The sequence below is a fragment of the Streptomyces sp. NPDC091377 genome, from assembly GCF_044757045.1.
Lineage (GTDB): Bacteria > Actinomycetota > Actinomycetes > Streptomycetales > Streptomycetaceae > Streptomyces.
In genome coordinates, this window is sequence record NZ_JBIVUE010000004.1 from 194416 (window position 1) to 214957 (window position 20542).

Here is a 20542-nt window from a genome sequence, read left to right on the forward strand (position 1 = left end):
GAACCCCCTAGGTCGGCTACTGGTGCAGGGCACCGGCCCCCATGATCTGGGTGGCTTCCGCCCGTCCCACATCACGTCCGGCATAGCGAAGGCCGGGCTTGGTCCCCCGGACCACCGCCGACAGGTCGTCCCACTTCTTGACCGCCTCGTTGAAATACATCGTCTTCGCGCCGGCCGGGGTCGTCAGCCGGGTGTACTGGCTCCAGGACTCCGGCCAATCCTTCAGGAATTCCTCGCAGAATCCGCCGAACCTGGCCATCTCCGCGGTCATGATGATGAGCCTGTGGAAGGCTTCTTCGGCTTTTGCGGGTGTGCCTTTCCCGGTCTTCACCAGCTTGTCCACATGGTTGTAGAGGAGGTCCAGGTCGGTGATCAGCTGGAACCCTCCCAGCTCGAAGTCCGGGGCGGCTTCGGAGTAATTCGAGGAGATGGCCCGGTCCGTGCGGACGGGGGTGGGTTGCTGGGGCGCGGCCTGGCTCGGGACGGCGGCGAGATATCGCTCCGTGGCGCCGACATGGCCGATCGACCAGCCCTGGACATACAGGTTCTGTTTCAGGATGTAGACCCGGACCGCCTTCGCCCCGTAGTCCAGGGCGAAATCCACCCGGACGAACCGGGCGTCGGGGTCCTGGGGTGTTCCGATGGTCGGGTCGAACCGCAGGCGCAGAAACTGAATCATCGCGCGGAACGAGTCCGCGTCCGATTCATAACCCGCCGCGTACGCATGGGTGTCCCCGTTCTGTACGACCATTCCGCGTTCCCCCCACCCGGATTCCCGTACCCAGCGCCGTGGCCCGCCACAGGCTCGCTGCTGCCCTGAGGGGAGCGCAAGCCTGTGGCGGGCCACGGCGGAAGTTTTCGGACATGTGCCGGAAGGTGAGGTGTGTGCCGAAGGCGTCGTGTGGGACGTGATGTGCGGGGACGGCTCAGAGCCAGCCGGGGACCACGAAGATCGTCCAGGTGAGCAGCGGGGCGATCACCGCCATGGTCATCCCCCAGGTCATCAACCGCTTGAAGACCGTGTCGCGTTGGTCCTCCGGGGCATTGGCGGTGACCAGGGCGCCGCTGGTGGAGATGGGCGAGGAGTCGACCACGGACGAGGAGATGGCCAGGGCGATCACCATGCCGACCGCGCCGACCTCACCGGCCAGCAGGAACGGCACCGCCAGCGGGATGAGCGCGCCGAGGATGCCGGTGGTCGAGGCGAAGGCGGAGACGATCGCGCCGATGGCGCAGATCAGCAGCGCCCCCAGCAGCGGGGAGCCGATGTCGGCGACGCTGGTGCCGAGCCAGTCGATGGTGCCGATGCGCTCCATCATGCTGACGAAGGTGACGATTCCGCAGACGAGCAGGACGGTCGACCAGGCGCAGCGGTCCACCGCTCCCTTGGCGGACTCGGGGGACAGCAGCGACAGGACGACCGTCACGGTCAGCGCGAGGAGACCGACGTTCAGGTCGAAGAACAGGGCGCCGACGACCAGGCTGAGCAGCCCGACGAGGGTGAGGGCACGGACCCGGTTCAGCCGTAGCGCGGAGGGGTCCTCAGGGCTCTCGGGGGCCTCGGGGGCCTCGGGGGCCTCGGGGGCCTCGGGGGCCGAGGTGTCGGACACGGTGACCGTGGTGGTGGCGGTCGCCGGGGCCGCGCTCTGGAGGGCCACCCCGCCTCCGGTGCCGCCGGTGCCGCCCGCGCCGCTGCCGCCGCCCTGGGGCCGGGGCTGCGGAAGGCCGCCTCCGCCGCCGCCCGCGCTCCCGCCGCCCGATCCGGCCGCGGCGGTGCCCGGGGTGCCGGTGGTGCCGGTGGTGTCGAGGTCCTCGGCCCGCCGCCCGAGGAGTTTCCGGCCGCCGAAGAGCAGGAACACCACGACACAGAGCAGTACGTTGAAGATGAACGAACTGGCGAACAGCAGCGTCGGATTGCCCGGTAGGTCGTTCCGGTCCACGACTCCATTGGTGATGCTGCCGAAGATACTGATCGGTGAGAATCCGCCGGCGCTCGCCCCGTTGATGATGAAGAGGCCGAGGAGCACCGGGTTGATCCGGTAGCGGACGGCGAATCCCATACCGATCGGGGCGATGATCGCCACGGCGGCGGGCACGACCGCGCCCACGGCGGTGAGGATCGCCGTGACCAGGAACATCACCCAGGGGATCAGTGCGATACGACCGCGTACCGCCCGAGTCGATGCATGGACCAACCAGTCAACTGTGCCGTTGTTCTTGGCGATGGCGAAAAGGAAAGTGACGCCGACGAGTACGACGAACAGATCTCCGGGAAAGCCTGCGAAAATTTCGTCCGTGGTCTCATGGACGAAGAGTGTGCCCACGATGAACGTGGCCACGATGGCCAGCGCTCCCATATGTACCGAGGTGAAAGTGGCGATGGTGAATACCAACGCCAATGCGATGATGGAAATGACATGATCTGACACGAGGCTTCCTCGCCTTCGGTCGATGGTCATGGTGCGGGCGTGCAGGCACGGCCTTTCCCGGAGTGCGGTCGGGTCGAGTGGTGTGCCGTGGCCCGGCATGGTGCCGGGGTGTCCCGTCCCGGCGCATCGAATTCCGTTATGCGGAATGGGTGTTCCGCGATGGGGAGTATGGAAACCTCGTAAAACTGGGTGCGTCAAGGGGGTGCGCCAGAAGTTTCTCCCGGGGGTCCTTGAACGCCGGACGATGGTGCGGGCCCGCCGGGGCGGCGGAGCGTCAGCCTCCGGTCGACCTCCCCAGCAGCTTCCCGACCTGGTCCGCGGCCTCCCGTACGGCTGCTCCGAGGGTCTCACGGGAGGTGTCCGTCATCCGGCTGGTCGGTACGTTGACGCTGATGCTGGCCACCGGATCGGCCCCCGCCTCGGCGACCACCGCCGCGGCCACCGCCGACACGTCGTCCCGCCACTCGCCGGAGTTGGTCGCGTATCCCCGGGCCCGGATCGCCGCCAGTTCGGCGCGGAGCCGGTCGGGGTCGGTGATCGAGGCGTCGGTGAACCGGGCGAGCCCGGCGGCGATGTACCGCTCCACGGTGTCCTCGGAACTCGCCGCGAGGACCGCCTTGCCGTTGGCCGAGGCGTGGGCGGGCAGATTCTGCCCCAGCGGCAGGATGATCCGTACCGGCTGACTGGTCTCCAGGCGCTCGATCAGCACGATACGACCGCCCTCCGGCACCGCCAGGTGCACCGTTTCGTCGGTCTGCCGGCGCAGTTCCTCCATCACCGGCACCGCGATGTCCCGCAGGCCCAGCTCACCGGTGGCGCTCCGGCCGACGTACAGCGCCTTCGTCGTCACCGTCCAGCGGGTGGGCGTCCCGGCGGCCTGCCGGATCCAGCCCGCCGTGTGCAGGGTGACCAGGGCGCGCTGCACCGAACTCTTCGGCAGATCCATGGCCCGCGCCAGGTCCGCGACACCGATCGGCTGCCGGGCCGCGACCTCCTCCAGCGTGCGCAGCGCATTGAGAACGTTCTGCATCCATTGACTCCCTCGCTCGGAGAAACCTATGCTCCGCCATGCCACATCAAGGTATAGCGTGCCATCTCACGGCACAAGTACTTCGGAGGAGCTTTTCCCATGACGCTTCGCACCGGCCGCCACTTCCTCCAGATCCCCGGACCCACCAACGTCCCCGACCAAGTGCTGCGCGCCATGTCGGCCCCGACCATCGACCACCGCGGCCCCGAGTTCGCGGAACTCGGCCTGCGGGTGCTCCAGCAGATCAAGCCGGTGTTCGGCACCGAGAACCCCGTCGTGATCTATCCCGCCTCCGGCACCGGGGCCTGGGAGGCGGCCCTCGTCAACACGCTGAGCCCCGGTGACCGCGTGCTGTGTTTCGAGACCGGGCACTTCGCGACGCTCTGGCAGGACATGGCCCGCGCCCTCGGCCTGGAGGTCGACTTCGTGCCGGGCGACTGGCGCCACGGCGCCGACCCCGCCGAACTCACCCGCCGCCTGGAGGCCGACCTCACCCGGTCCATCAAGGCCGTCTGTGTCGTCCACAACGAGACCTCGACCGGCGTCACCAGCCGCATCGCCGAGATCCGCGAGGCCCTCGACGCCGCCGACCACCCGGCCCTGCTGCTGGTCGACACCATCTCCTCGCTCGGCTCCATCGACTACCGGCACGACGAGTGGGGCGTCGACGTCACCGTCGCCGGATCCCAGAAGGGGCTCATGCTCCCGCCGGGCCTCAGCTTCAACGCCGTCAGCGACAAGGCCCTCGCCGCCGCCAAGTCCGCGGGGCTGCCCAAGTCGTTCTGGGACTGGGCGCCGATCATCGAGGCCAACCGGCGCGGCTACTTCCCGTACACCCCCGCCACCAACCTCCTCTACGGGCTGTCCGAGGCCCTGGACATGCTGGACGCCGAGGGCCTGCCCGAGGTCTACGCCCGCCACGCCCGGCACGCCGCCGCGACCCGGGCCGCCGTCCGGGGCTGGGGCCTGGAGGTGCTGTGCGCCGACGAGCGCGAGCACTCCGGCTCCCTCACCGCCGTCCTGATGCCCGACGGCCACGACGCCGACCAGGTCCGCAGGATCATCCTGGAGCGGTTCGACATGTCGCTCGGCGCGGGCCTCGGCAAGCTCGCCGGACGGATCTTCCGCATCGGCCACCTCGGCCACTTCAACGACCTGACCCTCGCCGGAACCCTGGCGGGCGTGCAGATGGGCCTGGAGCTGTCCGGAGTGCCGACCGACCCGTCGGGACTGGGCGCGGCCCTGGACGTCCTGCGCATGCCCTGACCGGCCCACTCCGCCCGTCCGGGGCGACGCAAGGACCTGCGAGCCCCGTACGACCTGTAGCCCCGTACGACCTGAGAGCCCCCGTACGACCGGTAGCCCCGTACGACCTGAGAGCCCCCGTACGACCGGTAGCCCCGTACGACCTGAGAGCCCCCGTACGACCGGTAGCCCCGTACGACCGGTAGCCCAGTACGACCTGCAAGCCCGGTACGACCTGTAGCCCCGCAAGCCCCGCAAGCCCCGCAAGCCCCGCAAGCCCCGTAAGACCCACCTGGCACCCCTGGAGCCGCATCCATGACACCGCCCCACGGAGAGACCCGAACCGCCCCACCGGCCCCCGCGTCTTCCGAAGACCGAGACCTCCAGCAGCGGCTGATCCGTGATCTCGACGGCGAGGTCGCCTTCGACGACTACACCCGCCACCTCTTCTCCCGCGACGCGAGCATGTACTCGATCATGCCGCGCGGTGTCGTCTTCCCCCGGCACACCGCCGATGTGCAGGCCACCGTGGTGGCGGCCGGCGAGTACGGCATCCCGGTGCTGGCCCGCGGCGCCGGCACCAGCCTCGCCGGGCAGACCGTCGGCCCCGGCCTGGTCCTCGACTTCTCCCGCCACATGAACCGCATCCTCGACCTCGATCCCGAGGCGGGCACGGCACTGGTGGAGCCCGGAGTCGTCCAGGACCAGCTCAACCGGGCCGCGGCGGAGCACGGGCTGATGTTCGGCCCCGACACCTCCACCAGCAACCGCGCCACCATCGGCGGGATGATCGGCAACAACTCCGCCGGTAGCGGCTCGCTGCGCTACGGCATGACCATCGACCATGTCCGCGCCCTGGACGTCGTCCTCTCCGACGGCACCACGGCCCGGCTGGAGCCGGTGGACGAGACCGAGCGCAAGCGCCGCGCGGACCTCCCCACCCTGGAGGGCCGCCTCTACCGCGAACTCCCGCCGCTGATCCGGGCCAACGCCGACGCCATCAACGAGGGGTTCCCGGACTTCTGGCGCCGCGCCTGCGGCTACCGGCTGGACCGGCTGGCCCGCGAGGACGTCCCCTTCGACCTGGCGAAGTTCGTCGTCGGCTCCGAGGGCACGCTGGCCATCGCCACCCAGTGCCTGGTCGACCTGGTGCCCAAGCCGCGCCGGACGGTCATCGCCGTGGGCCACTTCACCTCGGTGGTCTCCGCGATCGAGGCCACCGAGTCCGCCCTGGTCTGCCACCCGTCGGCCGTGGAGCTGATGGACAAGACCATCCTCGATCTCTCCCGCCAGAAGATCGAGTACGCCTCCCTCGGCGCCATCCTCCAGGGCGACCCGGAGGCCCTGCTCTTCGTCAGCTTCACCGGCGACGACGAGACGGAACTCATCGACCAGCTACGCCAGCTCACTACGGCCTGGAAGCACCAGGGGCATGGCTACCACACCCTTCAGGCCGTCACCCCGCAGCAGCAGTCGGCGCTGATGAAGGTCCGCAAGTCCAGCCTCGGCCTGCTGATGGCCGCGGGCGAGGGTACGCGGCGCCCGCTGGCCTTCGTGGAGGACACGGCCGTCGACCCGCTGCACCTGGCCGAGTACACCCGCCGCTTCAAGGGCATTCTCGACGAGCACGGACTGAGCGCCGGCTTCTACGGCCACTGCTCCGTGGGCTGTCTGCACATCCGCCCCTTCGTGGACCTCGCCGACCCGAACCAGATCACCGTCATGAGGGTGGTCGCCGAACGCATCAAGGATCTCGTCACCGAGTACGGCGGCGTCAACTCCAGCGAGCACGGCGACGGGCTGGCCCGCAGCGAGTTCAACCGGGAGATCTTCGGCGACGACCTCTACGAGGCGATGCGCGCCGTCAAGGGCCTCTTCGACCCCCACGACCGCCTGAACCCCGGCAAGATCGTGGACGCCCCCGCGATGACGGAGAACCTCCGTGATCCGGCGCTCCCCCCGGCGGCCGAACTCCGTACCCGCCTCACCTTCGACGTGGTGGGCGGTATGCGCGGCGCCGCGGACCGCTGCATGAACATCGGCCTGTGCCGCAAGGCCGACACGGGCGCGATGTGCCCGTCCTACATGGCGACCCGCAACGAACAGGACTCGACCCGGGGTCGGGCGAACGCCCTGGTGAAGGCCCTGTCGGAGCCGGACCCGCGCAAGGCGCTGGGAGACGAACGCCTCCATGAGGTTCTCGACCTGTGCCTGATGTGCAAGGCGTGCAAAAGCGAGTGCCCGCTGGGTGTCGACATGGCCACCCTGAAGGCGGAGGCGCTCTCCCACCACCACGACGAGCACGGCGTCCCGTTGCGGTCGAGGATCTTCGGCTCGATCCGCTTCCTGAACCGCCTGGGCTCGGCCACGGCCCCCCTGTCCAACCTGCCCAGCCGCATCGGCTTCCTGCGCCGCCTGATGGAACGCTTCCTGGGTATCACGGCGGCGCGACCGCTGCCCCGGTTCGAGCGCCTCAACCTGGTGCGCTGGTTCGGCCGCAGAGGCGGGAAGTCCCGCCCCGGTGCGGCACCCCAGGGAACGGTCACCTATCTGGCCGACTCCTTCACCACGTACACCGAGCCGACGATCGGCCGGGCGGCGGTGGAGATGCTGGAGCAGGCGGGCTGGGAGGTCCGTCTGGAGAGCCGCGGTTGCTGCGGACGCTCCAGCCTGTCCAAGGGCTTGGTGGACGACGCGAACGAGAAGGCGTTCAAGCTGGCCCACCTCCTCTCGGAGACGACGCCCGCGGATTCCCCGATCGTGGGCTGTGAGCCGTCCTGCCTGATGACCCTGCGGGACGAACACCGCGCCATGCTTCCCGGCGACAAGGCCGTGGAGGACATCTCGGGCCGGGTCCGCCAGGTGGAGGAACTCCTGGTCGAGGCCATCGACGCGGGCCGTATCCGGCTGGACCCGACCTCGTGGCTGGCCGGCCGCCGCCTGCTCTACCACGGCCACTGCCACCAGAAGGCCGAGGTCGGCACCGCGGCCACGATGGAACTGCTCAAGCGGATCCCGGGGGTGGAGGTGGAGGAGCTGGACGCCGGTTGCTGCGGAATGGCGGGCTCGTTCGGCTTCGAGGCCGAGCACTACGACGTCTCCATGACCGTGGGCGACGACCGCCTGTTCCCCGCGGTGAAGGCGGAGCCGGAGGACACGGTGATCGTCGCCACGGGTGTGTCGTGCCGACAGCAGATCTTCCACGGGACGCAACGGGATGCGTGGCACCCGGTGCAGTTGATTCGGGAGGCGCTACTGGACTAGGGGGAGAAACGCCGTCCAGGTGTGGGGGGAGACGGTGAGGTGGGGCGCGTCGGGAGTCTTGGAGTCGCGGATATGAATGGCTGCGGCCAGAGGGGCGACTTCGAGGCAGGCGCCGCCCTGCTCCGTGCTGTAGCTGGACTTGTGCCAAGCGCCAGCGACTTCGAGGCAGGCGCCGCCTTCATCATTGCTGTAGCTGGACTTGCGCCAGGTGTAGGCGGCTTCTAGGCAGTTGCCGCCGTCACTGCCGCTGTAGCTCGACTTGAACCACTGCATTGCGGTGCTCATCAATCTCCTAGCAAACGGTCCAACAGGGCCCGGGTCTCTTCGGGGTTGAGAGCCTGCGTCCGCAGCATTGCACACCGCTGGGTCAGAATCGTCACCTCATCGGGGTTGGAGATGAGCAGACTGCCACGTTGCGTCTCTGTGTAAGCGAGACGCTGGTAGTCCGGTGTCTCCAGCAGGACGAAGGGCCCGTCGAGCGCGGGATGCGTGCTGCGGCCTAGAGGCAGGATCTGGAGGGTAAGACCGGGCAGCTCGCTGTGCTCGCGCAGATGCCGAAGCTGCTCCGTGTACACCTCTTGCCCGCCCAATTGGTCACGCAGCACCGCCTCCCAGATCACGAAGCTGGAGGCCGGGGGTGCCTTTCGGTGCAGAAGGTCCTGACGCTCGATTCGTTTTGCCACGAACTGCGCGATCTCGTCCTCCTCCAGCACCGGGACGCGACTTCGGAAGACCGCGTGTGCGTACGACTCCGTCTGGAGCAGTCCCGGCACCACCTGATTCTCGTACGAGGAGATGACGATCGCCTCACGCTCCCGGTCCAGGTACTCTTCGGCCCACCTGGGGACCAGATCCACTTCCGGCATGTTGCATACGGCAGTCTCCAACGTGCCATTCGTGCGCAGCAGTTGATCGACCTGACAGGCCAGATCCAGCTTCAGAGGCCGTCGACCTTGCTCGATGGAGGCGATGAGTCCTTCACTGACGCAGAACTGCTCGGCCAGGGTTCTCTGTGTGTAACCGGCCTTCTCCCGGTGGAGGGCCAGCAGCGCACCCACCATCTTCATCGCCGACGCGTTTTTGCGTGACCGCCGCCGCGAACCGTTCATGCCGGTACAACTCCCACACTGCGCAAGTCCGATACCGGTATGAGGTCGTACAACTCAACTGTACGACCTCGCTGACTGTCTCATGATGGCCACGCAGTGTGACTGTCGTCCTGTGAATGAAGAATCTTCCCCCGAGCCCCTTCAGGAACACCTCTACCGACGGGAGCGTCAGTCGATCCCGGCGGCGCGGGCGTTCACCCGTACCGTGCTGGACTCCTGGTCCATCAAGGACCGTGTGGATGACATCACCCTCTGTGTCAGTGAGCTGACGACCAACGCCCTAGTGCACGGCGTCCCACCGGGCCGATGCTTCAGACTCCGCCTGCTTCACAAGGGCGACCACCTCCGGGTGGAGGTCCACGACAGTGGAGGCGGAGAACCCCGACTGGGCGAGGGCAAGGACGAGTCGGGTCGGGGTCTCTTGCTGGTCGCGGCGTTGGCGGATGCCTGGGGAGTGGCGGAGCGAGTGCCGGGGAAGATCGTCTGGTGCGCGTTCGCGGTGGACCGTGAGGCAGGGCGGTCGGCGGCCGGGCGGAGTCACGGCCATGCCTGGCAGACGACAGCGTGAGGCGCGGAACCTCAGCGGGACACTGGGCCTACCGATTGCAGGCGTGGCGGCGGCCCAGTCTGGCGGAAGTCGCCGTATGGTCACGGCCGGCCCGGCTGCTGGTCGGCTATGGCCCCGAACCACGTCGAGTTGGGGATGGAGGGAGATCCCGACGGCATCTGAGGCGAGTGCTGTTGGGTAACTAGGTTGAGGGAAGTGCGAACTTGGAGCGAGACGCGGCCCTTGTTCAGCAAGCCGTCACGGCCGCGTCGACCACGCCGTAACATCCTCGGTCAGAACAACCCCCGCGCGGAGCCGACCAACATCGGAGGTCAGAGGGGAGAGTTCAGGGCCCCGTTCGCAGGCGCCCGTTGAGCGTGAGGGCGAATGGCGTGAAACGCCCCAGGAGTCCGTTAGGTCGGAGTTCGGTAAAGTGGGTAAAATCGAGCCTTCCCACCGACAAACCCCCAGTTCAACTACTCTGGTCCCCGCGCACGCGGGGGGTGGTCCCCCATGTGTAGGAACAACACATGGAGGTCGGATCTGGTCCCCGCGCACGCGGGGGTGGTCCCGGGGACCCGAGGTAGCGGCCGAGATCCTTCTCCTGGTCCCCGCGCACGCGGGGGTAGTCCGAGATCAAGAGAAAGGGAGCGCTATGGGGAGGGCCTGCCTTCGGTAGCCCTGGGGTTGGTCGGTCAGTTCGGTTGGTGGGCCCGCCAGGGACGGTGTGCGGTTTGCTTCGGCTTCGCAAGGACGTCCGAGCGTGTGCTGGAGGCCGTCATGACACCTGCCCGGTCAGCGCCTTGCATAGGTCCGCCTGGACGCGGGCGGCGCCTCGCGCTTGCTCCCAGGTGTCGGAGACGACGACAGGACACAACTCGTTTGCGAAAACACCTTGTTGGGTGTCGTTGGCATTCAAGGGATATGGGGAGGTTGCGTACCAGTGGCTTCCCGCTCTGCCCTCCGGGACGGAGAAGAAGGACAACCAGGGCGGGGCGTGCCGCCGTGCGGGGTCGGACAGGTACGCCGTCGGCAGCCCTGTTGAGATCGGGCTTCGCCGGATGCGTGGTTGTAGTTTCCGGCCGCCAATCTTGGTGGCTGGTGGCCATGCCCCGGACGTTTACGCGTCGCGGGGTGCCCTCGTACGACCACTCTGTCGGGGGACGGCATCAATGCCACGGCGTAACTGCCGTGCCGAGCTGCCGTTCTGGTCGCGCGCGATAGCGTGAAACTGAGGGAGACGACAGCTGGACGGAGTCACGGGTATGGCTGGCAAGCGGCAGCGTCTGGCGCGACGCCGGAAAGCATGCGGCTTCACACAGGAGACCTTCGCTGAAGCGCTGAGAGTCGATCGCACCACGGTGCAGCGGTGGGAACGGGGGGAAGCCGAACCCCATCCGCATCAGCGGCTGCGAATCGCCAAGACGCTGCAAGTCTCTCTCGATGAGGTGGCAGAACTCCTGTTGCCCGACGCTCCGGCGCTGCCCGTTCTCCATGGACACAGAGGTGAAGGTCTCGCACTGACGATCCGGGAGACGTCACGACGCCTGGTCATGCTCGACAACGAGTTGAACGGCTTACCCATTGCGGACGTCGCGGCCCGTTCATTCAAGAAGGTTCACCGTCGCTTGGGGGAGAGCGACTACGAACGCAAGCGGGAGCGGGACATCCAGGCGGCAGCGGCGGAGTTGGCCGAGGTCGCCGGGTGGGCGCTCTTCAACGAGGGCCGATTCAGCGCGTCACGCCGGTTCAATCAGGAAGCCCTGTTTCTCGCGAGGTTGGCGGGGGATCGTTCAGCCGAACTGATCACGCTCCAGAACATGGGCATGCTTGCCGGATGGGCGGGACGGCCACGTGAGGAACTGGCTATCGCTGAGTCCGTCATTGACCAGGGCAACCTGAGTCCACGGGTCCAAGCGATGTTCCTGGCACGGCAGGCACAGGGGCTCGCGGGGGTGGGGCGGGGTTCGGAATCCACTCGTTCATTTGAACGTGCTCGCTCGCTGTTGCAGGACAGCGCGCCCTGTGACGAGCCGTACTGGGCGTGGTGGGTGTCGGATCAGGAGATGGACAGACAACAGGGGCGAGTTCTCCACGAGAGCGGTGATTGGCGTTCCGCGATCCCGGTTCTTGAGCGAGCCATGCAGCACCAGGAAGATTCTCGCGTCGGCTATCAGAACGTGGCCGCCGTTCGTCTGCTCGACAGTCTGTTGCGCGTGGAAGCCTGGGAGGCGGCGGAGAGCGAAGCGGAGAAGTTGATTCCGGCCGTTCCTGAGATGTCATCCGTCGTGACGCTGAGGATTCTGGAGCGCGTGGCTGGCCGGGGCAGATGCACCGCCGGGGCCCCGACGGGCCTACGTGAAGCTCTGAATCACATTCAGACGGCGATACACGAGGACGCGTACGAGATGTGAACGGACCACCTCTGGGCGGAGAGAAGAGGCTAGGATCCCGTTCCCCAACGGCCGTTGAGCGCGAGGGCGAGCGGAAGTGATACGTCCGAAGAACCCGTTAGGTCGGAGTTCGGTAAAGTGGGTAAAATCCAACCTCCCCGCTAACAAACCCCCAGGTCAACTCCTCTGGTCCCCGCGCACGCGGGGGTGGTCCCGGGTCCAACACCACACCACCTGGACGGCAGCCCTGGTCCCCGCGCACGCGGGGGTGGCCCCCCTTGACGAGCACCTCGCCGAGGTCGAGAGGGCACTGGTCCCCGCGCACGCGGGGGTGGTCCCGAGCAGCGCCTCGGCCTCGATCCGATCGAAGACTGGTCCCCCCCGCACGCGGGGAAGCTCAGCCTCCCCGAAACTCCGACCCCGCCCAGGACGGGCGAGTCGGGGACAGGGCCCCCGGTGGCGGTGTTGGCCGGTGCCGGGGCGGGGGACGGGCGTGGGTCAGGGAAGATCGCGCGGGGCGCGTTCGCCGGGGGTGCTCAGTAGCTCCACCTCCGCCAGCGTCCCGGGGGCGCCCTCGAACACCAGCCGGTATCGCTCGTACGCCCCCGGTCGGTCGATCGAGAACGCCCTCACCTGGCGGTCCCAGGCGAAGGGCTCCTCGCGCTCGTCCAGCGTGCGCCACTTCTCGCCGTCCCGGGAACCCTGGAGTACCCACCCGGCCGGCGCCTTCGTCCGGTCCGCCGGTGAGGTCAGGGTGTACTGGACCGCCTTCGTCCGCTCCCCGACCGGGAGGTCGACCGTCGAGACGGCGGACTCGGTCGCCGACGTGTTGTCGAACAGCGGGCCCTCGCCCCGCGACACGTCCGAACGCGGCGTCGGTACCTCGTCGTCCCGCGTGATCGACACCGGCGCCGCGTGCTTGCCCGTGCCCCACTTCGACGGGCGGGAGCCCATGTCGAACTCCAGCACCCCGCCCTTGGCGATCAGGTCATGGGGGAGGGACGTCGAGTCCCACGAGCGGCCGTTCACCTTCAAGCCCTGCACATACACATTCCTCGCGCTGTTCCTCGGCGCCTTCACCACCAGCTCGCGGCCGTTCTCCAGGTGGACCGTCGCCTTGGTGAACAGGGGCGAGCCGATCGCGTACTCGCCGCTGCCCATCACCAGCGGGTAGAAGCCGAGCGCCGAGAAGAGGAACCACGCCGACTGCTCGCCGTTGTCCTCGTCGCCGTGGTAGCCCTGCCCGATCTCGCTGCCGGTGTAGAGGCGGGACAGCACCTCGCGCACGTTCTTCTGCGTCTTCCAGGGCTGCCCCGCCGCGTCGTACATGTACAGGGCGTGATGGGCGACCTGGTTGGAGTGGCCGTACATGCCCATCCGCACGTCCCGCGCCTCGGTCATCTCGTGGATGACACCGCCGTAGGAACCCACGAAGTCGGGGGAGGCGGTCTCCGGGGTCGCCAGGTACTCGTCCAGCTTGTCGGCCAGGCCCGAACGGCCGCCGTAGAGGTTGGCCAGGCCCCGGCTGTCCTGGGGGGCCGTGAACGCGTACCCCCAGCCGTTCGTCTCGGTGTAGTCGTAGCCCCACACCCTCGGGTCGTACTTCTCCGACTCCACCCGCCAGTCGCCCGCCGGGTCACGGCCCTGGAAGAAGCCCGCCTTCCGGTCGAACAGGTTCACATAGTCCTGGGCCCGGTCCAGGAAGTACTCCGACTCCTCCTTGTAGCGCTTCCTGCCCGTCTCCTCGTACAGCCTCTCGCCCATCTTCGCGATGCCGAAGTCGTTGAGATAGCCCTCCAGCGCCCACGACAGGCCCTCGTGGGTGGCGGTGCTGGTGTAGCCGAGGAAGGGGGAGGTCTGCATGCCCTTGCGGCCCACGCCCGACGTCGGGGGGACCACCGTCGCGTTCTTCACCGCCGCGTCGTACGCCGCCTCCGCGTCGAAGTCGACACCCTTGACGTACGCGTCCGCGAACGCCACGTCCGAGGAGGTGCCGGTCATCAGGTCCGCGTACCCCGGGGACGACCAGCGCGAGGTCCAGCCGCCGTCCTTGTACTGCTGCACGAAGCCGTCGACCATGTCGCCCGCCTGCCGCGGCGAGAGGAACGAGTACGCCGGCCAGGTCGTACGGTACGTGTCCCAGAAGCCGTTGTTCACGTACACCTTGCCCTCGACGATCTTCGCGCCGGTGTGGGTGGGGGTGTCCGGGCCCGTCATCGGGGAGAACGGGGAAGCGTACTTGTAGGTGGAACCGACCTTCTCGAAACCGGAGTTGGGGTACAGATACAGCCGGTACAGGCTGGAGTAGAGGGTGGTGAGCTGGTCCGGGGTCGCGCCCTCCACCTCGACCTTGCCGAGCAACTCGTCCCACTGGCTCTGGGCCTTCTTCTCGACCGCCTCGAAGGACGTGCCCTCCGGGACCTCCTGGCGCAGATTGTCCTTCGCCTGGTCGACGCTGATGAGCGAGGTCGCCAGACGCAGGGTGACCTGCCGGTCCTCGCCCGCGTCGAAGCGGAGGTAGCCCTTGACGCCGCTGGACGAGCCCTCGGTGACCGGCTTGTCGAACTCGCCGTACACGAACAGGCGGGTCGCGCCCGTCGACAGCCCCGACTTCACGTCCGAGTAGCCCGTGACGATCCCGTTCTCCTGGTCCAGGGTGAGCCCGGCCTGGTCGGTGACGTTGTCGAACAGCACGCTCGCGTTGTCGTCCGGGTAGCTGAAGCGCAGCACGGCGGCGTGGTCCGTCGGCGTCATCTCCGCCTTGAGGCCGTTCTCGAACGTGACGCCGTAGTAGTGGGGGCGGGCGGTCTCGTTCTCGTGCCTGAAGGGCAGCGCGCGGGCCGTGCGGCCGGTGTCCGGGATGCCGGGCGCGGCCGACGGCATCAGCTGGAAGGTCTGGCGGTCGCCCATCCAGGGGCTCGGCTCATGGCTGGCGCTGAACGCCTGGACCGTCGGCAGGTTGTCCGCGTTGTTCGCCCGAGCGTAGTCGTACAGCCAGCTCAGCGAGCCCGCGTTGGTGACCGGCGTCCAGAAGTTGAAGCCGTGCGGGACGGCGGTCGCCGGGAAGTTGTTGCCGCGCGAGAAACCGCCGGAGGAGTGGGTGCCGCGCGTGGTGAGCGCGTAGTCCGACAGGTGGGCCTTCGGCCTCTCCGGCTTCACCTGCTTGATCGACACGTCGTCCAGCCAGCCCCGGAACTTCGCCGGACCCTTCGGGGAGTCGTACGCGATCACCACCCGGTCGACCCGCTTGCCCGCCGCGACCGACCCGATCCGCGACTCCACGTGGTTCCACTGGTTGACGTAGAGCACCTTGGCGTCGCCCTGACCGCGCGGGGTCAGCGGGAACCCGTGCTGGTCGGTGGCGCGCAGCTCACTCAGGGACGTCCCGTCCGTGAAGACCAGGTCCACGGACACATGGGTCGCGTCGTAGTCGAGATCACCGTCGGCCATCGACGGGAAGAGACGGTAGGACAGCTCGGTGTCCCGGCCGACCGCCACGTCCACGTCGAAGACCTTGTTGTACGAGTACGCCCGGCCGTCGGCGGTGTGGCGCCCGGCGTAGCGCAGGGCGCGCTTGCCGGTGAACCCGGCACGGGCCTTCGCGGTGGCCGAGCCGACCGGGCCGGTGTCGACCAGCGACAGCATGTCCTGCGGCACCGGGGTGCCGCCACCGCCGGTGGAGAGCTGGACGTCGGAGAGCTGGGTGATCGGGCCGCCGTTGTTGCCGGTGATCTCCAGACGGACGTGCCGGAACTCCGCCGCCTCGGCGAGAGCGTAGGACCGGGTCTGGAAGCGCTCCCCGAAGGTCTCGCCCTCGCGGGTGTCGAGGGTCTTCCAGTCGCTGCCGTCGGCGGAGCCCTTCAGGGTCCAGTCCCTCGGGTCGCGCTCGGCGTAGTCGTTGGCGGACGTCAGCGCGTACGTGACGATCTTCGCGGGCTCGGCGAGGTCGAATTCGAGCCAAGCTTTCCGCTCGAACACCAGCCATTTGGTGACCGGTTCGCCGTCGATGAGGTTCTCCTTGACCTCACCGCCGCCCGTGTTCTCGCCGCTCGCCCGGACCTCGGTGACACGGTCGGTGATGTTGCCGGGGATACCGGTGCTGTAGCCGCCGTCGACCCCCGAGGCGCGCTTCGCGCCGTCCGGTCCGGTGTCGACGGTGTTCCGCCAGTCCGGGGCCGGCTCGTCCGTCTCGAACGAGGACGCGAACTCCCGGTCGCCGGGGGACGGGGCGGCGGGCAGCGCGACCGCCGCGCCCTGCGAGGTGACGGCCAGGACGAAGGCCGCCGTCAGAACGGCCGCCGGACCCCATCTGTGCCGGGCCTTGTGCCGAGTTCTGTGCCGCATGCGCGAGCACCACCCTCCCGTGCTGGACAACGTTGTCAGCTTCTGTGCGCAAGGACCAGTAGGGGTCCAAGTGGACAGCGATGTCAAGGGTGTTGGGCGCGGCATCGGGGCGCATTGCCGCGAGAATGTCGCTCAGCGTGCACACGCCGGACGCGGGTGTCGGGGAGGTCTCAACTCGGAAAAGACCACCGTGGAACCTTGCGTTCGATCTTGCTCCCCCGAAGGGGAGTGGACTATACCTGTCGGCTAATCCCCGGGACGTTTCCCCAAGGGGAATGCGGCACGTCACGCGCGGTCCGTGTGGTCTGTCACGCGCTGTGCGTGTGATCGTCACGCAGGGCCGACGCGTCCTGCACCACCCTGAACGGCTTCTGTACCACCGCCAGAACGACCAGGTCTGTTCCGCACCTCACGCACCGCTTCGTACGACTTCGCTCCTCCCCGAGCGACTCCGAACGACCCCGCACCACCTGTGTGTCCCGTACGACCTGCATGACCTGTATCGACCTGTACGACCTGCACGACCTGCACGAGGACCTGTACCGACCTGTACCGACCTGTACGACCTGCATGACCTGCACGACGACCTGTACGACCTGCATGACCTGCACGACGACCTGCACGACCTGTACGACCTGCAAGACCCGCACGACTCAGCTCGACCGATCGCGGTGCCGGTCAGGATCCGGTTCACCGCCTGAGTCCTGGAGAAAGCGAGGACTTGAGCATGGGATCCACGTCCGCCGAGAACAGCAGTGCCAACGGCGTCGGCCGCCGCGATCTGATCAAGCGCTCCGCGGCGCTCGGCCTGATCTCCGTACCCACCATGAGCTTCCTCTCCGCCTGTGCCACCGGCAGCGGCGGCGGCGACGAGAAGGAGTCCAAGGCCCCCGAGGGCGAGAAGTCCGAGAAGAACCCGCTCGGGGTGAAGCAGGGCCTCGCCCTGGAGGCGTTCATCTTCAAGGGCGGCCTCGGCGACCAGTACGCCAAGGACGCGGAGGCCGACTACAAGAAGACCTACGGCGCCGACGTCAAGCACACCGGCACCCAGCAGGTCGGCCCGAAGCTCACCCCGCGCTTCTCGGGCGGCAACCCGCCGGACGTCATCGACAACTCCGGCGCCGACCACCTCGACATGAACCGGCTCTCCAGCCAGGGCCAGCTCCAGGACCTCCAGGCGCTGCTGGACGCGGCCTCCCTGGACGACCCGGCCAAGAAGGTCTCGGAGACCATCCACCCGAGCACCCTGGAGAAGGGCCTGCACGGCGACGTCTTCGACGTCCTGTACTACGCCTTCACGATCTACGGCTCCTGGTACTCCAAGAAGCTCATGGACGACAAGGGCTGGACCTACCCCAAGACCCTGGACGAGATGGTCACGCTCTGCGGGGAGATCAAGAAGGAGAAGATCGCGCCCTGGACGTACCCGGGCAAGTATCCGTACTACGTCCACTTCAACCTCTTCGCCCAGATCGCCAAGATCGGCGGCATGGAGGGCTGGATCGCGATCGACAACCTGGAGCCCAACGCCTGGACCGGCAACGACGCCGTCAAGCAGGTCATCGAGCACTATGAGGAACTGGCCGCCAAGGGCTACTTCCTCGAAGGCAGCCAGGGCATGACCCACATCCAGTCGCAGACCGCCTGGACCAAGAACAAGGCCGTTTTCATCCCGAACGGCTCCTGGGTGGAGAACGAGGCCGCGCCGACCACGCCGGACGACTTCCAGATGTCGGTGGGCGCCCTCTTCGACGGCAGCGGCGACAAGCTGCCGCAGGGCACCCTGCGGGCCGAGCCCAGCGAGCCGTACATCGTGGCGAGCAAGGGCAAGAACCCGGTCGGCGGCATGGAGCTGCTGCGGATCATGCTCTCGAAGAAGCACGCGCAGAACTTCGCCACCAAGGTGAAGTCGCTGACCTGTGTGGTCGACGCCACCGAGGGCATGACTCTCTCGCCGGGTCTGGCCTCCGCCAGCAGCGTCTTCGGGGCGGCCGGTGACAACATCATCAGCCTCCAGCTCCAGGAGTGGTACCCCGCACTGACGGACGAGAAGATCGGCGGCCTGACCGGCCAGCTGCTCACCGGCGACCTCAAGGCCGCAGACTGGATCAAGAAGACCCAGCAGTACGCCGACGAGGTCAAGAAGGACGACACCGTGCAGAAGTTCACCCGGGACAAGTAGGACACCGCGGCGCGCGACCGGCACGACCTCCGGTCGCGCGCCGCCCTCCCGTCCGCACAGCGATCCACCCGCCACGTGTGACTCGAAAAAGGGGAAGGGCCGGGACGCACCATGCAACACGGCAAGTACCGATTCATCGTGGGGTTCCTGGCCCTGCCCGTCGCGGTCTACGCGATCTTCGTCATCTCCCCGTTCGTCCAGGCGTTCCAGATCTCACTGACCGACTGGTCGGGTCTGGTGGGGACGTCGGAGTTCGTCGGCCTCGACAACTTCGAGCGGCTGTGGAACAGCGACGACTTCTGGAACGCGCTGCGCCACAACGTCTACATGCTGATCGCGGTCCCGATCGTGACGCTCGCGCTCGGCCTGTTCTTCGCGTTCATGCTGAACATCGGCGGCAAGCGGCGGCCCAACGAGGTGGTCACCGGGGTCGCCGGCAGCGGGTTCTACCGGTTCGTGTTCTTCTTCCCGCAGGTCATCTCCATCACGATCATCGCGGTGATCTGGTGGAACATCTACAACCCCGACCCCAGCGACGGCATGCTCAACTCCCTGCTGGGCACCTTCGGTCTGGACGGGCTCCAGAACGCCTGGCTGGGCGAGAAGAGCATCGCCCTGTGGTGCATCATGGCGGTGATGATCTGGTCGCACGTCGGCTTCTACGTCGTGCTCTTCTCCGCCGCGATGGCCTCGATCCCCCGGGAGATCTACGAGGCGGCGCTGCTGGACGGGGCCAACCGGTTCCACACCTTCTTCCGGATCACCCTGCCGCTGCTGTGGGACACCGTGCAGACGGGCTGGGTGTACATGGGCATCATCGCCCTCGACGGATTCGCCCTCGTTCAGATCATGTCGGTCAACATGGGCGGCCCGGACGGTGCCACGGACGTGATGCCGCTGAGGCTCTACCTCACGGCGTTCCGCGACAGCCAGTTCGGATACGCGGCGGCGATGGGCATCGCGATGCTCATCGTGACCATGACCTTCGCCATCCTCACCCTGCGCTTCGCGCGGCGTGAGCGGATCGAGTTCTGAGGGGCCGGCTGATGACCACCGAGATCGACGCGGTACGCAAGGAAGACGGCGACGGCCCGGAGCGCGGTGACGGGGCCGGCCGGGTCTCCCTCACCAAGAAGATCGGCCCGACCGACGGGCGCAGTTCGGAGGGCGGGGTCCTCAACGTCTTCTCGCACGGCATGCTGGTGGTGTGGAGCCTGATGGTGGGCGTGCCGCTGGTGTGGGTGCTGTGGAGTTCGTTCAAGACGTCCAACGCGATCCTCACCAACCCGTGGGGGCTGCCGACGTCCCTGCACTTCGAGAACTGGGCCAACGCCTGGAACCAGGCCAACATGGGCCAGTACTTCGTCAACACCGTCATCGTGGTGGGCGGTTCACTGGTCGGCACGATGGTGCTGGGCGCGATGGCGGCGTACGTCCTGGCCCGGTTCACCTTCCCGGGCAACCGCTTCATCTACTACCTGTTCGTGGCGGGCATGTCCTTCCCGGTGTTCATGCTGGTGATCCCGCTCTTCTTCGTGCTGCGGGACTTCCCGGGGACCTCGCTGCTGGCGACGTACCACGGACTGATCCTGGTCTACATCGCCTACTCCCTGCCCTTCACGGTCTTCTTCCTCACCGCGTTCTTCCGCACCCTGCCGTCGGCGGTGGCCGAGGCCGCGATGATCGACGGCGCCTCGCACACCCGGACGTTCTTCCAGGTCATGCTGCCGATGGCCAAGCCGGGGTTGATCAGCGTCGGGATCTTCAACTTCCTGGGCCAGTGGAACCAGTACCTGCTGCCGATGGTGCTGAACCAGGAGGAACAGAAGTACGTCCTCACCCAGGGCCTCGCGATGATCGCGCTGCAACAGGGCTACGAGAACGACTGGGGCGCGCTCATGGCGGGCATGATGATCGCCATGCTGCCGGTGCTGATCGTGTACTTCCTGTTCCAGCGCCAGGTACAGGCGGGCCTGACGGCAGGCGCGATCAAGTAGCC

14 protein-coding genes are annotated in these 20542 nt (G+C 67.6%); 8 read left to right on the top strand and 6 right to left on the bottom strand.

Annotation, left to right across the window (positions count from 1 at the left end):
- Nucleotides 1-16: 16 nt before the first annotated feature.
- The 3 genes from ACIQNG_RS11170 to ACIQNG_RS11180 all read right to left on the bottom strand — a co-directional run bounded on the left by ACIQNG_RS11170 (nt 17) and on the right by ACIQNG_RS11180 (nt 3459).
- Nucleotides 17-751, bottom strand: coding sequence for a ribosome-inactivating family protein (locus tag ACIQNG_RS11170; RefSeq protein ID WP_401484088.1), 735 nt, complete (start codon nt 749-751; stop codon nt 17-19).
- A 175-nt stretch (nt 752-926) separates the two neighbouring features.
- Complete coding sequence (locus tag ACIQNG_RS11175; protein WP_401484090.1) at nt 927-2429, bottom strand: SLC13 family permease; 1503 nt, start codon at nt 2427-2429, stop codon at nt 927-929.
- A 274-nt stretch (nt 2430-2703) separates the two neighbouring features.
- Nucleotides 2704-3459 (bottom strand): IclR family transcriptional regulator, encoded by a 756-nt coding sequence (locus tag ACIQNG_RS11180; RefSeq protein ID WP_401484091.1) that lies wholly within the window; start codon nt 3457-3459, stop codon nt 2704-2706.
- Nucleotides 3460-3558: 99 nt separating this feature from the next.
- On the opposite strand from ACIQNG_RS11180, the gene ACIQNG_RS11185 reads away from it, so the two are divergent.
- Entirely contained in the window at nt 3559-4725 is a 1167-nt protein-coding gene (locus ACIQNG_RS11185) for a pyridoxal-phosphate-dependent aminotransferase family protein (RefSeq protein WP_401484093.1), read from the top strand.
- 294 nt (nt 4726-5019) lie between these two features.
- Nucleotides 5020-7968: an FAD-binding and (Fe-S)-binding domain-containing protein gene (locus ACIQNG_RS11190; RefSeq protein WP_401484095.1), complete on the top strand. Its 2949-nt coding sequence runs from the start codon at nt 5020-5022 to the stop codon at nt 7966-7968.
- Here the strand turns inward: ACIQNG_RS11190 and ACIQNG_RS11195 are convergent.
- Both ACIQNG_RS11195 and ACIQNG_RS11200 read right to left on the bottom strand, forming a co-directional pair.
- Nucleotides 7957-8253 carry a DUF397 domain-containing protein gene (locus tag ACIQNG_RS11195; RefSeq protein ID WP_401484096.1) on the bottom strand — a complete coding sequence of 99 codons (297 nt, stop codon included), beginning with the start codon at nt 8251-8253 and terminating at the stop codon, nt 7957-7959. The genes ACIQNG_RS11190 and ACIQNG_RS11195 overlap by 12 nt on opposite strands.
- A complete protein-coding gene (locus ACIQNG_RS11200) occupies nt 8253-9077 on the bottom strand; it encodes a Scr1 family TA system antitoxin-like transcriptional regulator (protein ID WP_401425831.1) in 825 nt (274 codons plus the stop codon). The genes ACIQNG_RS11195 and ACIQNG_RS11200 overlap by 1 nt, the downstream gene beginning before the upstream one ends.
- A gap of 85 nt (nt 9078-9162) precedes the next feature.
- Between ACIQNG_RS11200 and ACIQNG_RS11205 the strand changes: the two genes are divergently transcribed.
- Nucleotides 9163-9645, top strand: a complete 483-nt coding sequence (locus ACIQNG_RS11205; protein WP_401484098.1) for an ATP-binding protein — start codon at nt 9163-9165, stop codon at nt 9643-9645.
- 1244 nt (nt 9646-10889) lie between these two features.
- Nucleotides 10890-12038: a helix-turn-helix transcriptional regulator gene (locus tag ACIQNG_RS11210; RefSeq protein ID WP_401484100.1), complete on the top strand. Its 1149-nt coding sequence runs from the start codon at nt 10890-10892 to the stop codon at nt 12036-12038.
- 477 nt (nt 12039-12515) lie between these two features.
- Here the strand turns inward: ACIQNG_RS11210 and ACIQNG_RS11215 are convergent, their stop codons facing one another.
- Nucleotides 12516-16361: a GH92 family glycosyl hydrolase gene (locus tag ACIQNG_RS11215; protein WP_401484102.1), complete on the bottom strand. Its 3846-nt coding sequence runs from the start codon at nt 16359-16361 to the stop codon at nt 12516-12518.
- A gap of 323 nt (nt 16362-16684) precedes the next feature.
- On the opposite strand from ACIQNG_RS11215, the gene ACIQNG_RS11220 reads away from it, so the two are divergent.
- The 4 genes from ACIQNG_RS11220 (at nt 16685) to ACIQNG_RS11235 (ending at nt 20540) form a co-directional block, all read left to right on the top strand.
- Complete coding sequence (locus tag ACIQNG_RS11220) at nt 16685-17062, top strand: hypothetical protein (RefSeq protein WP_401484103.1); 378 nt, start codon at nt 16685-16687, stop codon at nt 17060-17062.
- 26 nt (nt 17063-17088) lie between these two features.
- Nucleotides 17089-18543, top strand: coding sequence for an N-acetylglucosamine/diacetylchitobiose ABC transporter substrate-binding protein (gene ngcE / locus ACIQNG_RS11225; RefSeq protein WP_401484105.1), 1455 nt, complete (start codon nt 17089-17091; stop codon nt 18541-18543).
- A gap of 111 nt (nt 18544-18654) precedes the next feature.
- A complete protein-coding gene (locus ACIQNG_RS11230) occupies nt 18655-19578 on the top strand; it encodes a carbohydrate ABC transporter permease (protein WP_401425847.1) in 924 nt (307 codons plus the stop codon).
- An 8-nt stretch (nt 19579-19586) separates the two neighbouring features.
- Nucleotides 19587-20540, top strand: a complete 954-nt coding sequence (locus ACIQNG_RS11235) for a carbohydrate ABC transporter permease (RefSeq protein WP_401426409.1) — start codon at nt 19587-19589, stop codon at nt 20538-20540.
- Nucleotides 20541-20542 lie beyond the last annotated feature (2 nt).